General features: G+C 45.2%; 22 protein-coding genes. 19 read left to right on the top strand and 3 right to left on the bottom strand.

The features are described 5' to 3' along the window. From Q0389_RS10225 to Q0389_RS10215, 3 genes are all read left to right on the top strand, one after another. The coding region (locus Q0389_RS10225; protein WP_298693927.1) for a TPM domain-containing protein at positions 1 to 849 on the top strand (849 nt) is incomplete at its 5' end. 15 nt (positions 850 to 864) lie between these two features. Beyond that, positions 865 to 1,488 (top strand): TPM domain-containing protein, encoded by a 624-nt coding sequence (locus Q0389_RS10220; RefSeq protein WP_298693926.1) that lies wholly within the window; start codon positions 865 to 867, stop codon positions 1,486 to 1,488. Positions 1,489 to 1,551: 63 nt separating this feature from the next. Further along, positions 1,552 to 2,193: a DUF3530 family protein gene (locus Q0389_RS10215; RefSeq protein WP_298693924.1), complete on the top strand. Its 642-nt coding sequence runs from the start codon at positions 1,552 to 1,554 to the stop codon at positions 2,191 to 2,193. 18 nt (positions 2,194 to 2,211) lie between these two features. Here Q0389_RS10215 and Q0389_RS10210 read toward each other — a convergent pair whose 3' ends face one another. Further along, complete coding sequence (locus tag Q0389_RS10210) at positions 2,212 to 2,652, bottom strand: hypothetical protein (RefSeq protein ID WP_298693923.1); 441 nt, start codon at positions 2,650 to 2,652, stop codon at positions 2,212 to 2,214. 165 nt (positions 2,653 to 2,817) lie between these two features. Between Q0389_RS10210 and Q0389_RS10205 the strand changes: the two genes are divergently transcribed. The 9 genes from Q0389_RS10205 (at position 2,818) to Q0389_RS10165 (ending at position 13,446) form a co-directional block, all read left to right on the top strand. Next, a complete protein-coding gene (locus tag Q0389_RS10205) occupies positions 2,818 to 5,607 on the top strand; it encodes an EAL domain-containing protein (protein WP_298693922.1) in 2,790 nt (929 codons plus the stop codon). A 182-nt stretch (positions 5,608 to 5,789) separates the two neighbouring features. Then, on the top strand, positions 5,790 to 7,205 hold the full coding sequence (gene nifB / locus Q0389_RS10200) for a nitrogenase cofactor biosynthesis protein NifB (protein ID WP_298693921.1): 1,416 nt from the start codon (positions 5,790 to 5,792) through the stop codon (positions 7,203 to 7,205). Positions 7,206 to 7,299: 94 nt separating this feature from the next. Continuing rightward, complete coding sequence (nifV, locus tag Q0389_RS10195) at positions 7,300 to 8,415, top strand: homocitrate synthase (protein WP_298693920.1); 1,116 nt, start codon at positions 7,300 to 7,302, stop codon at positions 8,413 to 8,415. Further along, entirely contained in the window at positions 8,406 to 9,233 is an 828-nt protein-coding gene (locus Q0389_RS10190; RefSeq protein WP_298693918.1) for a GNAT family N-acetyltransferase, read from the top strand. The genes nifV and Q0389_RS10190 overlap by 10 nt, the downstream gene beginning before the upstream one ends. Before the next feature lie 21 nt (positions 9,234 to 9,254). Beyond that, the gene (locus tag Q0389_RS10185) at positions 9,255 to 9,479 is read left to right on the top strand and encodes a FeoA family protein (protein WP_298693916.1); all 225 of its coding nucleotides are present in this window, start codon (positions 9,255 to 9,257) and stop codon (positions 9,477 to 9,479) included. 20 nt (positions 9,480 to 9,499) lie between these two features. Next, positions 9,500 to 9,691, top strand: a complete 192-nt coding sequence (locus Q0389_RS10180; protein WP_298693914.1) for a CCE_0567 family metalloprotein — start codon at positions 9,500 to 9,502, stop codon at positions 9,689 to 9,691. A 10-nt stretch (positions 9,692 to 9,701) separates the two neighbouring features. Continuing rightward, positions 9,702 to 9,980, top strand: coding sequence for a hypothetical protein (locus tag Q0389_RS10175; RefSeq protein WP_298693912.1), 279 nt, complete (start codon positions 9,702 to 9,704; stop codon positions 9,978 to 9,980). Between the two features lie 276 nt (positions 9,981 to 10,256). Next, a complete protein-coding gene (locus Q0389_RS10170) occupies positions 10,257 to 12,455 on the top strand; it encodes a TonB-dependent receptor (protein WP_298693910.1) in 2,199 nt (732 codons plus the stop codon). A gap of 1 nt (position 12,456) precedes the next feature. Further along, positions 12,457 to 13,446, top strand: a complete 990-nt coding sequence (locus tag Q0389_RS10165) for an ABC transporter substrate-binding protein (protein ID WP_298693908.1) — start codon at positions 12,457 to 12,459, stop codon at positions 13,444 to 13,446. Positions 13,447 to 13,455: 9 nt separating this feature from the next. Here the strand turns inward: Q0389_RS10165 and Q0389_RS10160 are convergent, their stop codons facing one another. Further along, positions 13,456 to 14,016 carry a CZB domain-containing protein gene (locus Q0389_RS10160; RefSeq protein ID WP_298693906.1) on the bottom strand — a complete coding sequence of 187 codons (561 nt, stop codon included), beginning with the start codon at positions 14,014 to 14,016 and terminating at the stop codon, positions 13,456 to 13,458. Between the two features lie 231 nt (positions 14,017 to 14,247). Between Q0389_RS10160 and nifH the strand changes: the two genes are divergently transcribed. The 6 genes from nifH (at position 14,248) to trpB (ending at position 20,419) form a co-directional block, all read left to right on the top strand. Continuing rightward, the gene (gene nifH, locus Q0389_RS10155) at positions 14,248 to 15,165 is read left to right on the top strand and encodes a nitrogenase iron protein (RefSeq protein WP_298693904.1); all 918 of its coding nucleotides are present in this window, start codon (positions 14,248 to 14,250) and stop codon (positions 15,163 to 15,165) included. 108 nt (positions 15,166 to 15,273) lie between these two features. After that, positions 15,274 to 15,633 carry a hypothetical protein gene (locus tag Q0389_RS10150; RefSeq protein WP_298693903.1) on the top strand — a complete coding sequence of 120 codons (360 nt, stop codon included), beginning with the start codon at positions 15,274 to 15,276 and terminating at the stop codon, positions 15,631 to 15,633. A 14-nt stretch (positions 15,634 to 15,647) separates the two neighbouring features. Next, a complete protein-coding gene (gene nifD, locus Q0389_RS10145; protein WP_298693902.1) occupies positions 15,648 to 17,114 on the top strand; it encodes a nitrogenase molybdenum-iron protein alpha chain in 1,467 nt (488 codons plus the stop codon). A 153-nt stretch (positions 17,115 to 17,267) separates the two neighbouring features. Then, entirely contained in the window at positions 17,268 to 18,812 is a 1,545-nt protein-coding gene (nifK, locus tag Q0389_RS10140) for a nitrogenase molybdenum-iron protein subunit beta (protein WP_298693901.1), read from the top strand. A 119-nt stretch (positions 18,813 to 18,931) separates the two neighbouring features. Further along, a complete protein-coding gene (locus tag Q0389_RS10135) occupies positions 18,932 to 19,120 on the top strand; it encodes a hypothetical protein (protein ID WP_298693900.1) in 189 nt (62 codons plus the stop codon). Positions 19,121 to 19,201: 81 nt separating this feature from the next. Continuing rightward, positions 19,202 to 20,419, top strand: a complete 1,218-nt coding sequence (trpB, locus tag Q0389_RS10130; RefSeq protein WP_298693899.1) for a tryptophan synthase subunit beta — start codon at positions 19,202 to 19,204, stop codon at positions 20,417 to 20,419. Between the two features lie 45 nt (positions 20,420 to 20,464). Here trpB and Q0389_RS10125 read toward each other — a convergent pair whose 3' ends face one another. Further along, positions 20,465 to 23,524 carry an EAL domain-containing protein gene (locus tag Q0389_RS10125; protein ID WP_298693898.1) on the bottom strand — a complete coding sequence of 1,020 codons (3,060 nt, stop codon included), beginning with the start codon at positions 23,522 to 23,524 and terminating at the stop codon, positions 20,465 to 20,467. Positions 23,525 to 23,808: 284 nt separating this feature from the next. Here Q0389_RS10125 and Q0389_RS10120 point away from each other — a divergent pair. Then, positions 23,809 to 25,328: PAS domain-containing protein (locus Q0389_RS10120; RefSeq protein ID WP_298693896.1), on the top strand; the 1,520-nt coding region annotated here is incomplete at its 3' end.

The raw sequence follows: 25,328 nt of genomic DNA, 5'->3' as shown, positions 1-25,328 counted from the left end.
GTCTCTCTTCTGTTTTTTCTCGGAGTTGCTCTCTGGGCAGCTCCGACGTTTCCGCAGCTCAGCGGTCGTGTCGTCGATCAGGCCGGATTACTAACCCCCGATCAGGAACGCGCTCTCTCAGAACTTTCCAAATCCATCGAAGATAACAGCACCGCTCAGGTCGTCGTCGTAACCCTCAAATCGTTGGAGGGATACGATATCGCCGATTACGGCTATCAGCTCGGGCGCCATTGGGGGATAGGACAAAAAGGAAAAGACAACGGCCTTTTGATTATCGTTGCACCGAATGAGCATAAAGTCCGAATAGAGGTGGGGTACGGTCTGGAAGGGAGCATCACGGATGCACTCTCGCATGAACTGATTCAGTCGCAGCTGATTCCCCGGTTTAAACAACAAGACGTTTACGGCGGTATTAACAATACCATGGAGCAGATCAAAAATATCCTCTCCCATGAACCTACGGATGCTGCTGTAGCGGATAAAAAGAGCGAGAAAGATCGATTTTATTGGGTTGTGATCGCTTTTATCCCTTTTTTCTTTATGGCATTGCGAAGCCGAAGAGAGGATACGAAAAAAGAGCCGAATACTATTAAAAAATTGTTCGGTTCGCTCTTTATGGGGGGGATGTCGGGTACTTTGGTCTGGGTTCTAAGCCATATTTTGCTGATAAGCGGGATTATCGCTTTGATAGTGTTTATTGTGACTTATTTCGCCGATAAAAATTCAGATTTCGGCTCTATGTTAGATGGGATGGACGGTTTATCCGGATCCACGAGCCACGATTCGTTCGATATTTTCAGCGGCGGCGGCGGAAGTTTCGGCGGCGGCGGTGCCAGCGGCAGTTGGTAAATATATGGAGGTTTTATGAAACAGATCGATGAAGCGGTAAAAACGCAGATCAAAGAGGCGATAGAAAATGCCGAACGGAAGAGTTCATGCGAATTCGTCACCATTATTACCCAAAAAAGCGGAAACTATCGCATTTATGCGTTTTTTGTTGCCGCGTTGAGCGCATTGCTGATTCCCCATCTGATCCTTTGGCTGACGAACTGGCTAAGTGTTGAAGATGTATTGCGCCAACAAATCGTAGGATTTATTTTCTTGATGATTTTGACACAGCTCTCTTTTGTAACCAATCTTTTGGTTCCTTCTACGATCATGCAGCGCCATGCGTCTTTGGTCGCGGCGGAAAGTTTTCGAAAATTCGGTTTGTACAAGACGAAGAAACGGCGTGCCGTTTTGTTTTTCGTCTCCATGGACGAGCGCTTTGCGACTATCATTGCGGATGCGGGAATCGAAGAGAAAATTGATCCTTTGGTGTGGGAATCGATCATTGAGACGTTTCGTCTGAACCTGAACACAAAAGGGATAGCGCAGGGATATCTCGAAGCGATTCGAGCGTGCGGAGAGATACTCAAACTAGAATTTCCCGTAGAAGAGGGTGATACGGACGAACTGCCGAATAATTTGATCGTCGATGCGGAATAAGAGGATTTTTACGTAAAATTTACGGAAGAAAAGTATCCTTTTGTAAAAATGGGAGGATTCTTTATGCGTCGTTTGTCTCTGCTTGCACTGTTGTTTCCGATTTACTTGGTGGCTGCGTCGATGCCCGAAAAAGCTCTTTATCTACAGGGGCAGAGCGACAAAGGGATTATCCTGGCCCATGGAAAGGGGATGAACCCCGATTTCAAAGTGGTCAAACCTTTGCGTTTGGCACTCAATAAAGATATCGGTTTTCATACGTTATCGCTGCAAATGCCCAATCAATACGAAGGGTACGAAGAGTATGAAAAAGAGCAGCCGAAAGTCGATGCGATGATCGATCAGGCGATTGAGTTTTTACACAGCAAAGGGGTCAAGACGATTTATCTGATGGGGCATTCGCTGGGGGCGGGGATGACCAGCAGTTATTTGGTCTCTCATCCTGATGCACCGATAGCGGGCTATATCGCCATCGGTTGCCGGGGTAATAAAAGCCATCTGATCTCCTGCACTGACAATATGGGAAAAATCAAGATTAAAACATTTGATATCTGGGGTGCGGGAAATAGTGAAGATGCCGGTTATGCCGCCTTGCGTGCCCCGCTTGTCAATGAACATTATCGGCAGTACGGCGTGGAAGGTGCCGATCACGTTCTGGACGGATCGATGGAATTTGTCGTTGAAGAAGTCGAGGGGTGGCTGGAGTAAGCTAGAGAATTAAAGCTGTTACGCCGGATGAACGTATCGGAGATGCTCGGCGATTTCGGTTCCGATGGCGAAGTGGTTGATCGCCTCTTCGGCGGTTTTAACAAACGGCGGAACTTTATGGATTTTGATTCCGACGTTGCGCATCGCATACAGAGTGTTGAGGCAATATTGATCGACGATGAGGTAATCGCATTTTCCGATCACTTCGAGAAGGGCGTAGTGCTCACTGACATGGTGGGGGTCTTGTGCCAAATCGACGGTACATTCGCATGCTTTCATAATCGGATCGCGAACCATTTCCCCTTCGGATTTTTCCCACGGATTTAATTTTGTATCTACATAGCGGTAGCGTATGTCTTTGCGTGTCCCTTTGACCTCATACAGAGCAAACATCGTTGCGCTACAGGGATTGTAATGATAAACACGGCTCATTGCATCCATCGGTATAGCTACCATCATAAGAGAACTCCTTTTATATTATTTGGCAATGCAAGTTTTATTCTTATATGTGAAATATGGATGTAATATACTTATGGCAGCTAATAGAGCTAAACTTGCACTCTTTTGGGGTTAAATAAGATAAAATAGAACTCATTTTCTATTTACAATGCTGACGGGGCCGGAATGCAATTACTCAATCATCGGTTTGAAAATCAAGAGAAACTTGAACAATTCATAAACCGCAATATTCCATCCGATAAGCATCTTTTTCTTCAAGTTTTCAGCGGAATCATCGATAAAAAACTCATTCAAAGTGTTTTGGATGTTTTGCATACCCGTTTGCCGGGAGAGCCGTTGATCGGAGCGACGACTGCGGGCGAGATCATGGACGGTTCGATGAGTTCGGGGGAAATTATCATCGCATTTTCGCTTTTCGATGCTACGGAGATTAAGACCTACTACTACCCCGTTTCGGATTACACATGCGGTGAACAGGCGGCGCGGGAGGTCGTTACCGAACGGACGAAAGTATGTATCGTTCTGAGCGAAGGGCTCAAAAGCGATTCGGAATCGTTTCTAAACGGTTTTACCTCGGTTCGCAACGATATCGTGTTGGCGGGAGGAAATGCGGGAGACGACCTGACATTTACCCGGACGTTTATTATGAAAGAGAATACGGTTTATGACGAAGGGGTCGTCGTTGCCGTATTGGACAGCGATGTTTTAGAGGTTCATAACGACTACTCTTTGTATTGGACGACGATCGGCAAAGAGATGACGGTCACGAAAGCGGACAAAAATATCATCTATGAGATCGATAACAAACCGGTAAAATCGGTCTATACCCATTATCTCGGTGCCGAAGCTGTGGGGCAGATCCCTGCTAGTGCTATCGAATTTCCTTTGATCAAGATCAACGACGGAGTGAAAATCGCCCGTTCGATCATCGCACAGACACCGGATGAAGCTTTTGTCTATGCCGGTCATTTTTATGACGGAGACAAAGTCCGCTTTTCGATAGGGAATGTCGAAGAGATCCTCGATTATGCCGTCGATTTTCAAGAATCGGTCTCCTCCCATGCCGTCGAAGCGACCTATATCTATTCGTGTTCGGTACGCAAACTGTTTTTGCAAGATCAACTCAATTACGAATTGAATCTGATTAACGATATCGCCCCTACCTGCGGACTGTTTACCTACGGAGAATTTTTTCATTCCCCCTCGGGCAACCAGCTGCTAAATATCACGACAACGGCACTGTCGTTGAGCGAATCGCCTGCACCGAGCGAGAAAAGAGCCGTCGAACCGCATCAATACCGCCACTCTATGCTCAAATCACTGACTCATTTAGTCAACGAAGCGCAGCTCGAACTGGACGATAATATCAAAATCCTCGATCAGTATAAAATGGTTTTGGATGAGAGTTCCATCGTCTCTAAAACGGATGCGCAGGGACATATTACTTATGTCAACGACGCTTTTTGCAAAGTGTCGGGATATTCGCGGACGGAATTGATCGGGCAAAATCATAATATCGTCCGTCATCCCGAGACCCCCGCAGAACTCTTCCATGATTTATGGGAGACGATCAAGAGCGGGAAAATTTGGAAAGAGACGTTTCGAAATCTCTCTAAAAGCGGAGAAGAGTATTATGTCAAAAGTGTTATTGCCCCGATTTTCGATGATAAAGGGGACGTGGTCGAATTCATCGCGGCGCGGGTCGATGTGACCGAACTGATCAAGCAAGAGAAAATCATTCAGCGTCAATTGACCGATTCTCTCAGCGGATTGAAAAACCGTACGGCCCTTTTTAGCGATTTGGAAACGGGTGATGAGGACAAAATCCTTTTATTGCTTAATATCGACCGCTTTTCCAATATCAACGATTATTACGGCTATACGATCGGAGACGGATTGTTGCGAGCATTTGCCGATTTTTTAAAAGAGACGGTAGCTAATTACAGTCTGTATCGGATCAGCGGCGACGAGTTTGCGATCATTTATAGCGGACATGCCTTGGATGACAAACTCAGAGATCATGTTATCGATCATATCACACGGCTGGAAAATAACCGCTATGAGGTAGAGGGCAATACACTGCTGATCAGTCTCTCCGGCGGTATTGCCTATGCCAAATATTCCGAAGTCTATAATCTGGCCCATATGGCTCTGAAAGAGGCAAAAGAGCGTCAGAGTAAAGTGGTTTTTTTCAACGACAATGTCGAGCTCAGCGAAAAAACGCGCAATAATATATGGTTGATCAGTAAAATTAAATCGGCGATTGAAGAAGATCGTATCGTCCCTTACTTTCAAGGAATCGTCGATAACGAAACGCGCCAAATCGTTAAATACGAATCTCTGATCCGTCTGATCGAGACGGACGGAACGGTTTTAAGCCCGTTTTGGTTTCTCGAACACGCTAAAAAAGCGAAACTGTACGATCAGTTGACCCGGATTATGATTGCGAAGACGTTCGCCGTTTTTGAAGTTCTCGATACGTATGAGTTTTCTTTGAACCTGACGTTGCAGGATATTTTGTCGGATGAAACCCGCATGTTTTTATACGACACGCTTCATAGTTCGAGAGCAACAAAACGGCTGGTTTTGGAGATCGTCGAATCGGAAGGGATAGAGAGTTTTGACGAAGTAACCGAGTTTATCCGGACGGTCAAGGGGTATGGCTGTAAAATCGCAATTGACGATTTCGGAACGGGGTATTCCAATTTTAACTATCTGAGCAAGCTGAGCGTCGATTACATCAAGATCGACGGTTCTTTGGTGAAAAACATCAATGACGATGAAAATCATCTGTTGACGGTAGAGAGTATTTTGTTTTTCGCTCAGCGAAAAGGGATACGTACGATTGCGGAGTTTGTTGAGAACGAAGAAATTTATGAACGTTTAAAAGCACTCGGTGTCGATTATTCCCAAGGATACCTCTTTTCGATTCCTTCATCCAAACCGGAGTGTTAATACGCCGCTACGTTTTTCATTCCAACCCGAGAGTGACAAAAACGTCTCTCTTTGTACGATTTGGGTTTGCTTACTCCTCTTTACTCTATAGAACATCACTTGCATAACTCCTCTGTAAGAATGATTGGTGCTGGATGAGGCAGGATCATTAGGAAATTGTTGAGACCTAAAAAGGAGTTATTATGAGTTGTTCGTCAAGTGGAAACGAAGCTTTTATGCCCGATGACATCAAGGAAAAGATCCATAATCATCCATGCTATTCAGAGGGTGCACACCATCATTATGCCCGTATTCACGTAGCGGTTGCTCCTGCGTGTAATATTCAATGTAACTACTGTAACCGAAAATACGACTGTTCGAACGAAAGTCGTCCGGGAGTAACGTCTGAACGTTTGACTCCTGAAGAAGCGGCGAAAAAAGTCCTCTTGGTCGGCGGTGAAGTCCAACGCATGAGCGTATTGGGGATCGCAGGACCGGGAGATGCGCTTGCTAATCCGAAAAAGACGTTTGAAACGTTCGGATTAGTGCGTCAGTTCGCGCCGGATTTGAAACTCTGCCTTTCTACCAACGGTTTGGAATTGCCGAATTTTATCGATGAAATGGTCGATTACAATATCGATCACATTACGGTAACCATCAATAGCGTTGATGAAACCGGAGAAGTCGGTTCTCAAATCTATCCGTGGATTTTTTACAATAATAAACGTATCTACGGTAAAGAAGCGGCTAAAATACTTTTAGAGCGTCAGCTTGAAGGTATGAAAAAATGTGTCGAAAAAGGTATCCTAATCAAAGCAAACTCTGTTTTGATCCCTGGTATCAACGATAAACATTTGCCGGAAGTATCGAAAAAACTTAAAGAGATCGGTGTTTTCTTGCATAACATCATGCCGATTATCTCCGAGCCTGAACACGGGACCGCATTTGGACTTGCAGGTGTGCCGAGTGCGACCGATCAGGAACAAATGGCGGTTCAGGAAGCATGCGGAATGGATATGAAGCTTATGCAACACTGCCGTCAATGCCGTGCGGATGCCGTCGGTTTGATCGGTGAAGACCGCGGAGCAGAGTTTACCAAAGATACGTTTGCCGGACTCAGCTTCGATGAATTGCAAATCAAATACGATCTTGAAGCACGTCAAGAAGCTCAGGCAAAAATCGAAGAGTTCCGATTCTTCCTGGATCAGGCGAACGAACGTGTCCGCAAAGAAAAAGAAGAACTTAGCTCTAACGGTGTAACCATCCTTGTAGCGGTTACGACTGCAGGTGAAGGGATGATTAACCAACACTTCGGAAGCGTTAAAGAGTTCTTGATTTATGAAGCGGGAGACCGCGGTATCCGATTTATCCATCACCGTAAAGTGGATTACGAATATTGTGCAGGTCCGGACGGAACCAATCCGTTGGCTCCGATTTTGGAAAAACTCAAAGACGTTCAATTGATTCTTACAGCAAAAATCGGCGGATGTCCGCAAGATGATCTAAAAGCTGCCGGAATCATCGCCGATCAAAGCTATGCGTATGAGCCGATCGAAATTTCGGTTCTTAAAGCATCTCGTAAATACTTCGGTATGGATGAAAACGCAGAAGTGAATTAAGGTTTAAGCCGCCGGCTGAGGAAATTCAGCTCGCTTTCACTGGCCGCTGAGGCACTCAAAGCTTGCCCAAATACAGGGTAGAAAGGAAAATGTCATGGCACTCATCAACGATACTACGCTACGTGACGGGGAACAAGCTCCCTATGTCGCGTTTAATACCGAAGAAAAACTCCGAATCGCAACATTGCTCGATGCTTGCGGCGCGGACGAACTCGAAGTGGGTATTGCGGCGATGGGTGTAAAAGAGCGTGAAGATATCCGAGAGCTTTTAGCTTTAGGACTGAATGCTCGGATGATGACATGGAACCGAATGAAGATGGATGATCTGGAAGCATCCATCTCCTGCGGTATTAAAGCCGTCGATCTTTCGATTCCGATCTCTGATATTCTGATTGATGTCAAGTTCGGAGGAAGCAAGCTAAAAGTGCTTAGCGACCTCGAACACGTCGTCAGTGCCGCTGTACGTGAAGGAATCTTCGTTTGTATCGGCGGTGAGGACAGTTCACGCGGGAATACCGATTTTATCAAAGATGTGATGGAACTCGCACGAGAGTGCGGAGCATCACGATTCCGCTACTGCGATACGGTCGGTATTATGACACCGACACAAACCTTCAATGTAATCAAAACGTTATGCGATTACAATCTCCTCCCCATAGAAATGCACACACATAACGATTTCGGTTTGGCCAATGCCAACGCTCTTAGCGGCATTGATGCCGGCGCTATCGGAATGAACACTACGGTTATCGGCTTGGGCGAGCGTGCGGGCAATGCATCGTTTGAACAGATTCTCATGGCATTGAAACATCTGTACGGCGAGGTACGCACGATCGATCCTTTACTGATCCGTGAACTTGTAGCTGCGGTAGCTTCTGCTGCAAACATCACTTTGGCTACCAATGCCCCTATCGTGGGTGAACGTATATTTGCCCATGAGAGCGGCATACATGCTAGCGGTATGATGAAAAATTCTCATGCCTACGAGCCGTTTGAAGCGGAAGAAGTTGGAAGTATCCGCGCATATCCGATCGGAAAGCACTCCGGAAGCGCTACCATACGCTACCATTTGACACGAATGGGAATCAGTGCCGATAACGGGATATTACATGATATGCTTCCTAAGATCCGAGAGATTGTGACGTCCCGCAAAAGAGTACTCGATACGTTGGAACTTAAATCTCTCTATCAGGACCTTGCATGTATATAGGATGGCTCAAATTCGTCGACGTACCCGAACTGGTCAAAATCGCTGAAGAGGTAGGCTGGCTTCTGGACGGATATCATGTCAAACTAATGATGATGCATGCTCCCCATTTATGCTATGGTGCGTATGAAGACGGTGTTTTGGTCGGTGCGGTCATGGCGATCGAGTTTGAACGTTCTGCGATGATCAAATATTTTATGGTCAAACCGACCCATCAGAAACAAGGGTTGGGACGACGTCTTTTCAATACTCTTTTCGGCGTTTTGAAAGATGAACACCCCTCATTGTATCTGCATGCAAATCCGGTCTTAAAAGATTTTTTTGAGAAGAGCGGATTCCAATCGGTGATGGAAGTAGGACGCTTTTTGAATGTCGGAAAAGTACCTCCGTTTAGTTTTACCAATGCACAGGCAAAAGAACTGGACGGCGGAAACTTCGACGCGACTATCCGCAAGATCGATTTCGAAACGTTCGGAGAAGACCGGATGAGTTTCATGCTCGATGAGATGGAGCGCAACAGTTCGCTTAAGTTCGCATTGCCGAATTCGTTTCAACACTCCAGTGTGATCAATGCACGCGGCGTCTACCTCGGTCCGTGGCAGTGCCGAGAAGGCTCTGACGACGAAGCCGAAAAAATGATGCAGGGCGTTTTGTATTTCCGCGGACTTAAAAAAGTTCTGGCGGACGTTCCGCTCGGCAACAAACGGGCGGTTAAACTTTTTGAAGAGTATCATTTTCAACAAAAAGGGACTTTTTTGCATATGTGCTACGGTGACTTCCATCCCGTAAAATTTGAAAACATTTATGCTTTTTCACTTTAGAAAGCCCAAGGAGACGGAGCTATGAACCTGCTTGATACCTGCGTGAACGAAAAATGCAGAGTTATATCCGTAGATTTGAACGACGAGCTTAAAGATCACCTATGTGCTATGGGGCTTTGTCCCAATGCGACGGTGTGCGTGAAACGCTACGGGTGGTTTAAAAGCAGTGTTCAAGTACAGATCGGACAACGTCTGATTGCATTGGGAAAAGACCAAGCACGCGGCATCGAGATTCGCGTCGCCTAAATTATTAAAAAGGATAGTATATGTCAGAAGAAATCGATCACAAAAAAGAGTTGGCAAAACTCAAACGCCTTGCTGTTGAAGTCGCATCGGAGATTCACGACATCGTCGAAGATACCGTATGGACCAATCACGTAAAAATGCCGGAACTCGCGCAAAAATTGTATGAAGCCGTCGAAAAGGCTAACAATTATAAGGCAGAGCACTCCCTCTAAGGGGTGGGTCATGGCTACCAAGGAAGAAGTTCTAGCACTCGAAATCTGTGAATGCGGATGCAAAAGCGTTGCGGATGCGATCAAGATTTTTCAAGAAACCGATCTTCCCTACAAAAAAGCGAAAAAGCTTGTAACTGAGTGTGACAAGAGCTGCTGTCGTGCAGCCCTTCTCAGACTTTTTGATATGGCCTATTTCGGAAAATTCGATTATGACGAGATCGAACGTTTGATCCAGCTTCGCCATGATAAACTCGGCGAGCTTTTGGAACGGATGAAAACCGGACGATAAGCCTCTATCGATCCGGAAGGGACAAGGACGATTCGACGATGGGCATTTTCCCGGCCGATACAAAAATATCCGTACCCTCTCAATGACTCTTTTCATAACTCAGTAGCGGCCGTGTTAGGCTGATACAGCTCTTTTAACCGGTTTCTTTCCATGCGGTACAGTGATTAATTATTAAACAAAAAAGAGAGGAAATCAGCCCCGTTTTTTTATCTATTACATTATATCAATAAAGATATAACGTTATAATTGCGAGCGAGATTGCAATAGGAGTTTGAATTGAAAAAGAAGATAATAGTAATGGGAGCGCTCTCTATGGTGGCATCATCATTGATTGCCGAAACGATCGAAATCGAGCAGATCGGCATCATTGATTCGGCAATCACTGAAGATATGAAGGCGACGGTCGTTTCTAAAGAGAGCATTGACAATCGGGTTGGACCCGGAGCGACAAACCCGTATAAAGCATTGGATATGCTCCCTTCCGTTCATACGGGACAGGCGGACGTTTACGGATTGTCATTGGATCAAAATTCGTTTCGAATACGGGGACTTTATGCCGATACGTTCGGTCGTTTCGCCCTTACCAACGACGGAGTTCCTTCCGTGGTAAACGTCGGACAGGGTGCGATGGGGAGTATTCTCGATATGGAAAACATCGATAGCATGAGTTTCACCAGCGGTCCTTCGAATGCCGACAGCGGATTCGGATTCGGCAACAATGCCGGGTCGTTGGATATGAAAACCAAAAAAGCGCTGGATCATTTCGAAGTCTATATGAAACAAACCTTCGGAGGAGAGTCGTTTTCACGAACTTTCGCACGCGTCGACAGCGGTAAAACGGTACATGGCAGTAAGTTCTTTATCTCGGCATCCCATTCCGAAGTCGATAAATGGAGAGGAGCGGGGATGTCGAAACGCGATAATATCGAAGCCGGAATTACGGTGCCGATTACCGATGCGCTCAGTGTCGATATTTTGGCAGCCCACAACGATATCGAGCGTAACGATTATCGGGGATTGACGTATGCTCAGGCAAGCGATCTCTCTACTTACAACGATTTCGATTTTAATACGCAACTGACCGGTTCGGCGGCGAACGATAAATATTATTACGACTTTAACAAGCAGCACTTTAAAGAGAATCTGATTCAAGCCAACATTCAGGCCAGGTTGCTGGATGGTCTTTTATCGATCAAGCCTTACCATATCGATACGGACGGTTATCGGTTGGGATACAACTCCAGCAGCAACGTCGTAAATAAAATCGACATGGAGCAGGAGCAAAACGGAGTTGTATTGCGATACGACAAAAGTTTTGCGTGGTTGGATGCGGCAATCGGTTACTGGTATCAAAAAATCGATACGATCCCCCCTCCGGCAGGACAAAAAAGCTATACGATCAGCAACGGTCATTTGGTATTCAGTTCATGGGGGATGTTGAACGATATCGGAAGCAGAGAGTTTAAAAGCCCGTTTTTAACATTGAAAAAAGAGACGGATGATTGGAAAGTGCAGGCCGGTGTGCGCTATCTGGAGATGAAACTCCCGAGTATTCAAGGATATACGACGACGGCGGGAGACGTATCGTATGATGAAGCGATGGCGAGTGCGACGATCGATCCGGATCTGCACGTCGATGCGATCACGTTTAAAAAAGTATTACCGAGTTTGAATCTCAGCTACAAACTCTCGCCGGATGTGCTTCTCAACGCGAATTATGCCAAGGGGTATGCCAATCCGTGGAACGGCCCGCTGTTTTCGATTTATAAAAGTAAAAAGAGTGTTTTTCAAAGTGCCGGAATCACATTGCAGGATATCTGGGATAAGCTCAAACTCGAAACGTCGGACACTTATGATATCGGGATGAAGATCAAAGGGGAAAATTGGCGGGTGGAACCGACGCTGTATTATTCAAAATACGTGAACAAACAGGTGACGGTGTATGATCCGGTAGTAAACCTGAACTATTATCAAAGCAATGCGCAGGCGGAGGGAAAAGGGGTCGAACTCGGTGCGTATTATGAACCGACGCCGGATTGGGAACTTTTCAGCGCACTTTCGTACAACGCGTTGAATTTCACGCAAAATTTAGTGACGACCGGAGGTGCTTTGCTGGAAATTGACGGCAATCAGGTTCCGGATGCGCCGAAATGGCTCTTTAAAGTAGGAAGTACCTTTAAGTACGACGGCTTTTTCCTGACTCCGGCACTGAAATACGTCGATTCGCGCTACGGGGACATTTTGAATACTCAGCGTATCCCTTCATACACGACAATGGACATAGAGTGCGGATACGTCAGACGCAATGTTGCCGGATTCAAAGAGATCGCTGCGACCCTGTCTCTCCAAAATCTGTTTGACCGACAATATATCGCTATCATCAAAAACGATTTGGACGACAGCGGCACCAACAGCGCGTCATACTATCCGGGTGCTCCGTTTACCGCCATGGCCAGTTTGGCGTTGAAGTTTTAAGATGCGTTTCCTTTTTATTTGGTTCTTGGCTATCGCGTCGGTATTTGCCGTACAAACGAAGACGATCGTCGATATGACCGGGCGCAGCGTCGAGATCCCTTTGAAAGTGGATAAGGTCGTAACGGCGGGTGGAACTCCGGCCGTAAATGCGTTTTTGTTTGCACTCGGATGCGCCGATACGATTCAAAACGGCATGAACGGATACATGAGCGGTAAAAACTGGAAATTTCAAGCCGTTTTTGCCCCCAAGATAGCGACGCAGAAGGTTGTTTCCAACGGAGGGCCGAGCTGGGATGTCAATACCGAGGCGTTGAGCACATTACCCTCAGACGTCGTTTTTGTCGTTAATAAAATCAGTGCGGACAATTTGGCCAAAAAAGGATTTCCGACCGTTGCGTTATACTGGAACTCCCCCGAGAGCATTAAAGAAACGATGACGCTTTTGGGCGCCATTATGAGCAAAGAGGAGCGTGCGAAAGAGTACAACCGTTATTATGACGAAACTCTCGCTCAGATCGCCACGCGCGTTTCGCACGTCAAAACCAAGCCGAAAGCGCTCTATTTGCGTTACACCAATCTTACCCTTCCGATGGTTTCTACCGCGACGTGGGTGATCGAAAAAGCGGGCGGAATCAATGTCGCAAAAGGGGTGCCGGATCATGCCCGGATCAATATGGAGCAGATTCTTGTATGGAATCCCGATTATCTGTTTGTATGGAACAGCGATGAAGTTGCGGCACTCTATCAAGACCCCCGTTTCGCTCAGATAAATGCCGTCAAGAATAAAAGGGTGTATGCGGTTCCGATGGGGGCTCACGTGTGGACCCACTACACCCCTGAACAGCCGTTGGCACTCTTATGGGCGGCGGAAATCTTTTATCCCGAGAGATTTAAAGAATATCCGATCCGAAAAAGGATTTATGATTTTTATGAACATTTCTATCATTATAAATTGTCGGAAGAGGAGATATCGCAGATACTGCATCCGTGAAAGTGGGGATTATCGTCCCCGCGTACCGTAGTAGTAGGCTTCATCGGAATCTTTCGGTTCTTCGTTCAGGGGCTGCTGCTTTGGAGTCGAAGGAGCAGCTTGGGTGAATTTGGCGATATCGGCAAATTTCTCTTCTCCGATGCTCAACAACTGGCTTTCCAAAACACGAAGCTTGTGTTTGAGTTTATCGGAGAGGAGAACGATCTCTTCATAATAACGTAAAGAGAGCTCCATCTCATATTCGCTGGCATGGCTTTTTCGTCCCATGATATCCCCTAAAAGGCTTCTTTTTTTCTGTCCGTAATAGATAGGGTATATTTTGGTGTATTTGTCATGCATGGAAAGCAAAAGCACTTCGATGTCTTCGAGAACCATACGCGACGTTCCTAATGAAAACAGCATCGCTTCATCGTAAAACCATTTTCCGAACGGAGAGTCGGTCGGTGAGAGGGCGATAGTATCGGCGGGAACATCGATGCCCGATACGAGGAGTTTGATTGCGTTGACCCAGCGTATGTGGGCCGTCCGAGCCTGATGCAGGCTATGGATGGATCGTTCTTTGTTAGACATGGCCGCCTCTTTTTAGCGGAAGTGTAACAGTTATGAATAATTATAGATAAGAATTACCGCTTATTTTTTAATCAGAAAGGGAAAAAAGAATGTCGCGACATAACTGCAACTCACATTCCTACAAATTTGTATCATTGTCGTCATTTTGTCGGTGTGTTTCGGAGATTGTCGCAAAAAACCATAGAACACCCTTTGCACCAGTTAAAGCGAAGTTCACAAAAAGGGGTTAACATGGCTGGATCAGCTAGTTTGCGACAAATCGCGTTCTACGGAAAAGGTGGGATTGGTAAATCTACTACATCTCAAAATACATTGGCAGCAATGGCACACTATTTCGATAAAAATATTATGATTGTTGGGTGTGATCCAAAAGCGGATTCAACTCGTTTGATTCTTCACGAGAAAGCACAAGATACTATTCTTTCTCTTGCAGCAGAAATGGGAACTATTGAAGACGTTGAGATGGAACAAGCTCGTCTTTGGGGTAAAGGCCTATTTGATAGAGAAACTCCGGGTGGTTGGATCAACTGCACAGAGTCAGGCGGACCAGAGCCAGGTGTTGGTTGTGCAGGTCGTGGGGTTATTACTGCGATTAACTTCCTTGAGGAAGAGGGTGCATACGATGAAGACGGTTTGGATTTCGTTTCTTACGACGTTCTTGGTGACGTTGTTTGCGGTGGATTCGCAATGCCGATTCGTGAAGGTAAAGCACAAGAAATTTACATCGTTATGTCAGGTGAAATGATGGCGATGTACGCAGCTAACAACATCTCTAAAGGGATTTTGAAATATGCGAACACTGGTGGAGTACGTCTTGCGGGTCTTATCTGTAACGCTCGTATGACTGACCGTGAGTACGATCTTGCAAAAGAACTTGCAACACGTATCGGAACTCAATTGATCCACTTCGTACCACGTAACAACATCGTTCAACACGCTGAACTACGCCGTATGACAGTTGTTGAGTATAGCCCATACTCTGACCAAGCTCGCGAATACAAAGAGCTTGCACGCAAAATCGTTTACAACGATATGAAAATCATTCCTACTCCGATCAGTATGGATGACCTTGAAGACTTGCTCCTTGAATTCGGTCTTGAAGACGAAGTTGACGAATCACAAGTCGGTAAAGCAGCGCACGAAGCGTAAGTTTAACCCTGAGGTTCCTCTTTTGAGGAATCTTCAATGGCTGTCATTTCAAATGACAAATAACATCTTTTTAATAATGAAAAGAAAAGAACAGAAAAAGGAGATTAGATGTTTATTTTAGGTTTTCACTTCCCAGCAGATATGGGGAATCATGTTCCGGATGAAAAAGTAGTTGAAAAATTGGCTGACGTTGATGTAAGCGACGTTAAAGAAATCAAATTGTTGATGGGTACAAAAGACAAAGACAAACAATGGTTGAGTTATACAAATAAAGATACATTCTTGTTCAAAGCTATGGTTCACTACTTCAAAGAAGAGAACCCAAACAAAGAACAAAAATACATGATCTACATGAACCGTTACCAAATGTCTGAAATCTCTAAACGTTTGGATGCAGCTGATGACGAAACTATGAAATTGTGTCATAACCTTGACTCGATGGAACAATTCCGCATCGAAATCGCGTAAGGAAGAGGTGTATTATGGGTCCAGAAACACTAGAAGCTAAACAAAAAGCGGCCATTGAAGAGATCTTAAAAGCGTACCCGCAAAAAGCGGCAAAAAATCGTGAGAAACACCTTGGTGTCGGATCTCCAAATGATGAAAACCAAAAAACGTGTGGAGATGTCCGCTCTAACAAAAAAACCGTTCCGGGTGTAATGAGCCAACGCGGTTGTGCTTATGCAGGTTCTAAAGGGGTTGTATGGGGTCCGGTCAAAGACATGATCCACATCTCTCACGGTCCTATCGGATGCGGTCAATACAGCCGTGCAGGTCGTCGTAACTACTACATCGGTGTAACCGGTGTTGATACATTCGTTACTATGAACTTTAGTACGGATTTCCAAGAAAACAATATCGTTTTCGGTGGAGATAAAAAATTGGGTATCGCTATTGATGAAATCAATAACCTTTTCCCGTTGAATAACGGTATCACTGTTCAATCAGAATGTCCGATCGGTTTGATCGGGGACGATATCGGTGCTGTTGCGAAAGTAAAAGCAAAAGAATTGGATAAAACAATCGTTCCGGTTAACTGTGAAGGTTTCCGCGGGGTTTCTCAATCATTGGGTCACCACATTGCGAACGATACTGTACGTGACTATGTTTTCGATGCAAAAGTAAACGTAAATACCAGCGATGTCGAAACAACTGAGTACGACGTAGCGATCATCGGGGACTATAACATCGGTGGTGATGCTTGGTCAAGCCGTATTCTTCTTGAAGAAATGGGTCTTCGCGTTGTTGCACAATGGTCAGGAGATGCGACTCTTAAAGAGATGGCATTGACTCCAAAAGTTAAATTGAACTTGCTTCACTGCTACCGTTCAATGAACTACATCAGCCGTCACATGGAAAAAGAATACGGGATACCTTGGGTAGAATATAACTTCTTCGGACCAAGCCAAACTATCAAATCACTTCGCAAAATCGCGGCGTTCTTTGATGAGAGCATCCAAAAGAAATGCGAAGAAGTTATCGCTAAATATCAACCGATGATCGATGCGGTCATCGCGAAATATAAACCGCGTCTTGAAGGCAAACAAGTAATGTTGTTCGTCGGTGGTCTCCGCCCACGTCACGTTATCGGTGCTTACGAAGACCTTGGTATGGAAGTAATCGGAACCGGTTATGAGTTCGCTCATGATGACGACTACAAACGTACTAAAGAAGAGATTTTCCGCTCAACTGTCATCTACGATGACGTCAATGAGTATGAGCTTGAAGCATTCGTTAAAAAACTTCAACCTGACCTTGTAGCTTCAGGGATCAAAGAGAAGTATGTATTCCAAAAAATGGGTCTCCCATACCGCCAAATGCACTCATGGGATTACAGCGGTCCATACCACGGATACGACGGATTCGCTATTTTCGCCCAGGATATGGATCTTGCGATCAACTCTCCTGTATGGGCACATTCAAAAGCACCATGGGAAAAAGAAGGCTGAAGAGCTTTTTTCCCTTAGGCTGAGCGACACAAAGTCTGACTCAGCGGTATTAAACTGAGTTGGCTCTCGCAGCAGGCCTATGCGCTTTTGGCGCTTTGAAAAAATTCCTTGCCTCGTATGAGGCAGAATATTGTCTATACCAAGGAAAACAAGATGCAAGAAGTAGAAAAAATCGTAAACGGGAAAGACCTGTTTAAACGCCCTGAGTACCAAGAAGTACTCGCTAACAAAAAACAATTTGAGTCGTCTATGCTCGCTATCAATCCTTCAAAAGTAGAAGAGATCGCAGAATGGACTAAAACATGGGATTACCGCGAGAAAAACCTTGCTCGTGAAGCAATCACCGTCAACCCTGCAAAAGCTTGCCAACCACTTGGTGCGGTAATGGTTGCACTCGGGTTCGAAGGGACTATGCCTTACGTTCACGGTTCACACGGTTGTGTAGCGTATTTCCGTTCATATTTCACACGTCACTTTAAAGAACCGACTCCATGTGTTTCTGACTCTATGACAGAAGATGCAGCGGTTTTCGGTGGTTTGGTGAACATGAAAGAGGGTCTTAAAAACTGTGCTGCAGTGTATAAACCTAAAATGATCGCCGTTTCAACTACATGTATGGCAGAAGTTATCGGTGACGACTTGATGGCGTTCATCATCGCTGCTAAAGAAGAAGACGGCGGAGAATTCTTGCCGATGGAATACCCTGTTCCGTATGCGCACACTCCTTCATTCGTAGGAAGCCATATTACAGGTTATGACAACATGATGCACGGTATCATGAGTCAATTGACTGAAGGTCAAAAAGGTGAAACGAAACAACGTATCAACATCATCCCTGGTTTTGAAACGTATATCGGAAGCCTCCGTTCAGTAAAAAGCATCGTAGAAGCGTTCGGTACTGACTATATCATGTTGGGTGACCACTCTGACCAATGGGATATGCCTGCGGGTCAATACGAAATGTTCCAAGGCGGAACAAAACTCGAAGACGCAAAAGATTGTATCAACTCTTCTGCTACTATCAGTCTTCAAAAATATGCAACGTCTAAAACTATGAAAATGGTAGAAAAACGTTGGAAACATGCTGGTGGAACAAGCAACCCGATCGGTCTTAAAGGTACCGATGAGTTCGTTATGAAATTGGCTGAATTGACAGGTAAAGAAGTTCCTGCAAAACTTAAAGTAGAGCGCGGCCGTTTGGTTGATGCTATGCAAGACAGCTATCCGTACATGCACGGTAAAAAATTCGCTATCTGGGGTGATCCTGACTTCCTACTCGGTGTTGTTTCATTCTTGTTAGAGATGGGTGCTGAGCCGACTCACGTTCTTTGCCACAATGCACCGAACGGTTGGGAAGAAGAGATGAGAGCATTGCTTGATACATCTCCTGCAAAAGACAGCCTCCATGTATGGGCTGGTAAAGACTTGTGGGCAATGCGTTCACTCTTGTTCACTGAGCCGGTTGATTTCATGATCGGTAACAGTTACGGTAAAGAGTTGATGCGTGATACAGGAACTCCGTTGATCTACATCGGATTCCCGATTTTCGACCGTCATCACCTCCACCGCTACTCTATCAGCGGATACGACGGAGCGTTGAACCTTCTTACTTGGATCACGAACAAAGTTCTTGATCAGTTGGATGAAGATACCAAAGGTATCGCAACAACCGACTACTTCTTCGACCTCGTTCGCTAAGCGGACTCTGTCCCCTTTGGGGACACAACTTCATTGTTTCTCGTCATATTCCCCTTATCGGGGATTTTTTTTGGTTAAATATTTTACGAAATATTTTGTCAAACAAAATAGGATGATTCATGGCCGGTGTACAGGATAAACTAAAAGCGGAATTGATGGTCGAGATTTATGCGAGCATCGATCGTATCTACGATTCAATCGAACAACATTTCGAGCTGGATGATACACGGCGTAACAACGTGATAAAAAGCCTCAACACGTTAAAAGACGAGCTCTACTTCGTCGTTCAAACGACACCGCTTTCATAATCTTCGTATCGTTTAAAACAAAGCTTTCTTCTTTTTCAATATAATGGCATCCAACTATAAAATATGTCTTAGGAGATGTCTATGGAAAACTCGTATTTGGAATCTTATCCGGATGAAAACGGCTATTTCGGTAAATTTGGAGGCTCTTATATCCCCCCGATGCTCGAAGAACCGTTCGCCGAAATTACAAAAGCCTATAACGAGTTAAAACATTCTCCCGAATTCATAAACGAGCTTAAATACGTCCGAAAGCATTATCAAGGGCGTCCTACTCCCGTCTCTTTCGCCAAAAACCTGACCGAATATTGCGGCGGTGCCAAAATTTATTTGAAACGCGAAGATTTGAATCATACGGGTGCACATAAGCTCAACCATTGTATGGCGGAAGTAATTCTGGCCAAACATTTGGGTAAAAAACGGGTTATTGCCGAAACGGGTGCAGGACAACACGGTGTAGCTTTGGCGACGGCTGCCGCGTATTTCGGTTTGGAGTGTGAGATTCACATGGGTGAAGTCGATATCGCTAAAGAACATCCCAATGTCGTTCGAATGAAAATTCTGGGAGCCCGGGTCGTTCCGGCGACGCATGGATTAAAAACCCTCAAAGAAGCGGTCGATTCCGCATTTGAAGAGTATGTGAAAGACCCTGTCAACTCGATTTATTGTATCGGTTCGGTAGTCGGTCCCCATCCCTTTCCGATGATGGTACGCGATTTTCAGTCGGTGATCGGATTTGAAGCAAAAGAACAGTTTGAAGAATTGGAAGGAAAACTTCCGGATAACGTTATTGCATGTGTCGGAGGCGGATCGAATGCGATGGGTATTTTTTCGGCATTTATCGATGATAAAGAGGTGAATCTATACGGTGTCGAGCCGTTGGGACGCGGAGAGAAACTAGGTGAGCACGCGGCAACCCTTACCTATGGAGAAGAGGGAATTATGCATGGATTCAACTCGATTATGCTTAAAGATGCGGAGGGAAATCCCGCCCCGGTCTATTCAATCGGATCAGGTATCGATTATCCTTCAGTAGGGCCTGAACATGCCTTTTTAAAAGAGAGCGGCAGAAGTAAAGTGGGATTGTGTAACGACGAAGAAGCGGTGGACGCTTTTTATAAGCTCTCCCAACTCGAAGGGATCATCCCCGCACTTGAATCGGCACATGCCGTGGCATTTGCCATGAAACTGGCAAAAACGCTCCATAAAGACCAAACGATTCTGGTCAATTTGAGCGGAAGAGGGGACAAAGATATCGATTTTGTCATCGAAAATTATCCAATCCCAAATGCAAAGTTTTAGGAGTATTTTAGTGTTTTAAGCGATCGGCCGGTTTCTTGATATTTATTATTTAATAGAGAGGAACCGCTTTTCAAACTCTTCCGCCGGTATAGGACGGCTGATGAGATAGCCTTGAAAGTAATCGCATCCTATTGCTGCGAGGAAATCGGCCTGTTCTCTTAGCTCAACCCCTTCGGCAATCACTTTAATTCCCAGCGTATGCGCCATCGCGACGATTGCTTTGCACAATGCTTTGTCATTATCATCGATATGAAGGTTTTTGACGAAAGATTGGTCGATTTTCAGGAAGTCGATATCGAATTTTTTGAGATAGGAGAGGGATGAATAACCCGTTCCGAAATCATCCAGCGATAATAAAACTCCTTTATGCTGCAATTCGCTTAGGCGCTGCTGTACTATCGGCGTCTGTTCCATCAATAATCCCTCGGTTATCTCTACGACGACGGCTTCAGAAGGGAGAGATGTTTCCTTCATTATATCGAGTAAGAGAGTATGATCGGTAGTATCGTTTCGAAACTGTACGGGCGATTTGTTGAGACTGATCTGAAATGTAGAATCGTAGTCTTGACGCCATCGTTTAGTTTGTGAGACAGCCTCCCTAAAAATCCATGAACCGAGTTCGAGAATAAGTCCTGTCTCTTCAGACAAAGGGATGAAATCGGCAGGGCTGATAATACTGCCATCCGACTTTTTCCATCGTACCAACGCTTCGGCTTTGTGGATTTCGCCGCTTTGGACCTCTACGATCGGTTGATAATAGAGAACAAACTGTTTCTCTTCTATTGCTTCTCGCAGTTCGTTGATCAGTTTCATCCTTTTTTGAATATTCTCTTGCATGGAGCTCATAAAATATCGGTAGCGGTTGCGTCCGTCTTTTTTAGCCGCATACATCGCCTGATCGGCATTGATAAACAATACGTCCGCTTGTGTCCCGTCAGTAGGGGCAATCGTAATTCCGATGCTGGCAGAGATAAAAACAGATTCACCGTTTAGGATAAAGGCATGAGAAAGTTCGGCCAGTATCGTATTGGCGATCGTGTCGAGTATATTGGGATCATCGACTTGCGAGATAAGCAATGTGAACTCGTCTCCTCCAAGTCGGGCCAATACGTCACTTTTGCGAATGCACATTGAAATCCGTTTTGCCGTTTCCTGAAGTAAAATATCGCCTTGTTCGTGGCCGAGAGTATCGTTAATCTCTTTAAAGTGGTCGAGATCCAAAAACATCAGTGCTAAAGGCATTTGGGTACGTTCGATATCCTGAAGTTCTTTTTCAAGCCGGTATAAAAACATACTTCGGTTAGGCAGACCTGTCAACGTATCGAAATTGGCCTGATACCAGATCGTTTTTTTGGCTTCCTGAGGATCGTTGATCTCTGTAAAAATAGCAATATACCGATACGGTTCATTTTTCTCATTATAGATTATCCGTATGGTCAGCCACTTGGAAAATATATTGCCGTTTTTGTTGCGGTCTATGATTTCCCCTTCCCAGAACCCGTTGGTTTTGATCGCATCCCACATCTGACGATAAAAACGCATTGAATGTTTGCCGGAACTGAGCAGATTGGTGGTGCGCCCTTCGATCTCTTTAAACGTATAACCGCTCAATAATTCAAAAGCCGGATTGACACTGATGATACGGTTGTTCTGGTCGGCGATGACGATTGCGTCGGAGCTGTACTCATATACGAGTGCCGCGAGCCGTGTCTGAATCTGGGCATGGAGTCGTTCCGTGATGTCCCGTGCTGAACAATAGATAAACAGTTCGTCATTGATACTGAAATTGGAGATAGTGACTTCGGCATTATACGTCGTTCCGTCGCTTCGACGGTGGATAGTTTGGATGATTCGAGGCTGTGATGAAGGAAAACGCATATGATCCAAAACATCTTCGAGGGGGATCTGTGCTTCCCAGCGGCTGACGTTCATTCCCATCATCTCATCATGGCTGTAACGGAGCATTTTGCAGAAGGTATCGCCGACCTGGACGATATTTCCCTGCTCGTTTAGGATATGCATGCCGTCTCCCGACATTTTTAACAGCGCTTCGTTTTTCCGGCTTTCATCCAGAAGTTTTTTATCGGTTTGAATCTGTTCGCGCATTAGACGCCGTAGCAGCTGTTGACGTCGGAATTCCTTGATAACTCTGATAATGATAAGAACGATCAACGCTCCGATCAGAAGGATAAAAAGTTTGAACTCATTATAGATTTCGGAAACGGTGAAGGACTCAGGTGCGTCGTAAGGGGGGAGACGTAGGGCATGGAACATATCGTGAATCTGCTGGTATTCCAGCGGTGCGGTCCATGCGATATCCCCTTCTTGCGGGAGTTTTTGTTTTTGGCTAAGAAGCGTGATTACGACACTGTCGGCTAAACGCAGCGATGTTTTCGGCATTCGGGCAATCGGCCATTCCGGATAAAGCTGCGTTGAGACCAGATAGGGGAAATGATCGTACGTCATCGGATTGAGGATGCGTAATGCATGCAAATCGATTTTCCCCTCTTTTGCCATCCCTTCCAAAACTTCGGTTCGAACGAATCCGGCATCGAATTTGCCGGAGAGGACGCTTTGGACGACGTTATCATGCGGCATTCCGGTGAAGTGCAGATACAATGAATCCAGATCGACATCGGCTTTTAACAATTCGTACAGAGGAGCAGCGTATCCCCCCAGCGAATCTTGATCGACAACCGCTATTTGCTTATTCTCCAGATCTGTAAGCGTTTGCAGTTCTTTGCGGTCGTTACGGACAAAGATTACCCCTCCGAAACGGTCCAGCCAAGCTCCGTTTTTGTATTTCATCAATGTCGCAATGCGAGAAATTCCATAGAGATGTTCCAAATAGACATAATGACCGGAATTGGTAATGATGAAATCGACACTGCCGTTTTGCGCGGCGTTGCGAAGTTCGGGATAATCCATCGGAACAATCGTGAAATGTTCTCCCGGAATGGAACGGGTGAGGAGGGCAGCCGTACTTTTCCATTCTTGCAGGGTTTCGGTTTTGGACCGAAATGCCAATACCCCGATTTTAATCTCGGAAGCGTGTAGTGATGCGAGGAAAGCGAGAATAAACAGAACAAAAAATGATTTTAACATCTATTCACTTTTCTAGATAATTTAAAAGTTATAAATCAATTTGACTTACAGATGACTGAACTCATTCTTAAAGAATAAACAATCCTATTTGAAAATAGTTTTTACAAGATAGCAAACGGAGTATTGATTATATGAATTTGAATCTGTGTTAATATGTTTTAAATCCCTTAAAACAGCCCTTAAACGGATTTCTTTTTTGGTCTGTAAAAGAATTTTTTTTAATACAGCAAGATACTATTACAATCCGGAAAATAGAGAAGAGTTATACAGCAGGCTATACGAGAATGTTAAATCAACGGCTTATAAAATTACTGACGTCCGAACATGACACGGATCAACTGCAAACGATAATCAAGTATGCCAGCGATGCGGTGCATATTCTTGACCGTGATGGCAATCTCGTTTTGTTCAGCGATACGTTTGCACAATCTCTCGGGTATACCAATGCGGAAGCGGCATCGTTAAATATAGTGCAGTGGGATGCCGAAATCCCGAAAAACGAGTTGATGGAACGTATCCGAAGCCTGATGCACGGTTCTATGATCTTCGAAACGCACCATCGCCGCAAAGACGGCTCGATTTTTAATGTCGAAGTCAACGTTACCGGAGTGAGCATTCGCGGAGAACTCTATTTATATGCCTCCGCACGCGATATTACACAGCGAAAAGCGATGGAAAAAGCTCTTCAGCAAAGCGAAGAGAATTATCGGGAATTATTTGAAGGGGTGAAAGAGATCAAATTGGTGATCGACCCCCAAAGCGGCGATATTATCAACGCCAACGACTCTGCAAGCCAATTTTACGGCTATACGTCTGCACAGCTGTGTAGGATGAAAATTTTTGATATTAATACCTTGTCCCGCGAAGAAGTCGAAGCCGAGATGGCATCGGCACAAAGCGAAAACAGACCCCATTTTTATTTTAAACACCGTCTGGCAAACGGAGAAATCCGAGATATTGAAGTCCATTCGGGCCCCGTTGTCTATAATGGCAGAAAATCGCTCTATTCCATCATCCACGATATTACCGACCGTATGCGTGCGGAACGGGAACTCGAATTGGAACGGAGCCGCCTCAACGTTCTTATCGAATCGATTCCCGATTTAATCTGGTTTAAAAATCCTGATGGAGTTTATCTGCATTGCAATAGCCGTTTTGAGAACTTTTTCGGCGCAAAACAATCCGAAATCCTCGGAAAGACCGATTACGATTTCGTCGATAAGCCGTTAGCCGATTTTTTTCGCCGGAACGATCTCCAAGCGATTGAAGCCGGAAAACCGCGAGTCAATGAAGAGAAAGTGACCTTTGCACTTGACGGACATCAGGAGTACCTCGAAACGATCAAGACGGTAGTCAAAGATGAGAAGGGAACGCTGATCGGTGTTTTGGGAATCGGAAGGGATATTACTCTACGTAAAGCACATGAAGAGAAAATGCAGCTGTTTGCCAACATCTATTCGTCGACTCACGACGGCATCATCGTATGCGATGCGAATGAAAAGATTCTGGATGTCAACCCCGCATTTACCGAGATCGTCGGATATTCACGCGATGAAGTGCTCGGACGGACTCCCCGATTCCTCTCATCCGGGCGTCAGTCCAAAAAGTTTTATATCCAGATGTGGCAGCAGATAGAAAACGAAGGATTTTGGAAAGGGGAGGTTTGGAACCGTAATAAAAACGGTGAGTTTTATGCGGTACAGATTAATATCTCTGTGATAAAAAACAGCGAAAGTGCCATTACCCACTATGTCGGTATTTTCTCAGATATCACTTCGCTAAAAACCCATGAAGAGGCGCTCGA

Origin of the sequence: uncultured Sulfuricurvum sp. (assembly GCF_937936435.1) — a bacterium.
In the GTDB taxonomy this organism is placed as follows: domain Bacteria; phylum Campylobacterota; class Campylobacteria; order Campylobacterales; family Sulfurimonadaceae; genus Sulfuricurvum.
The sequence above is the reverse complement of the archived record's forward strand: the minus strand, read 5'-3'. Positions and strand labels throughout refer to the sequence as shown.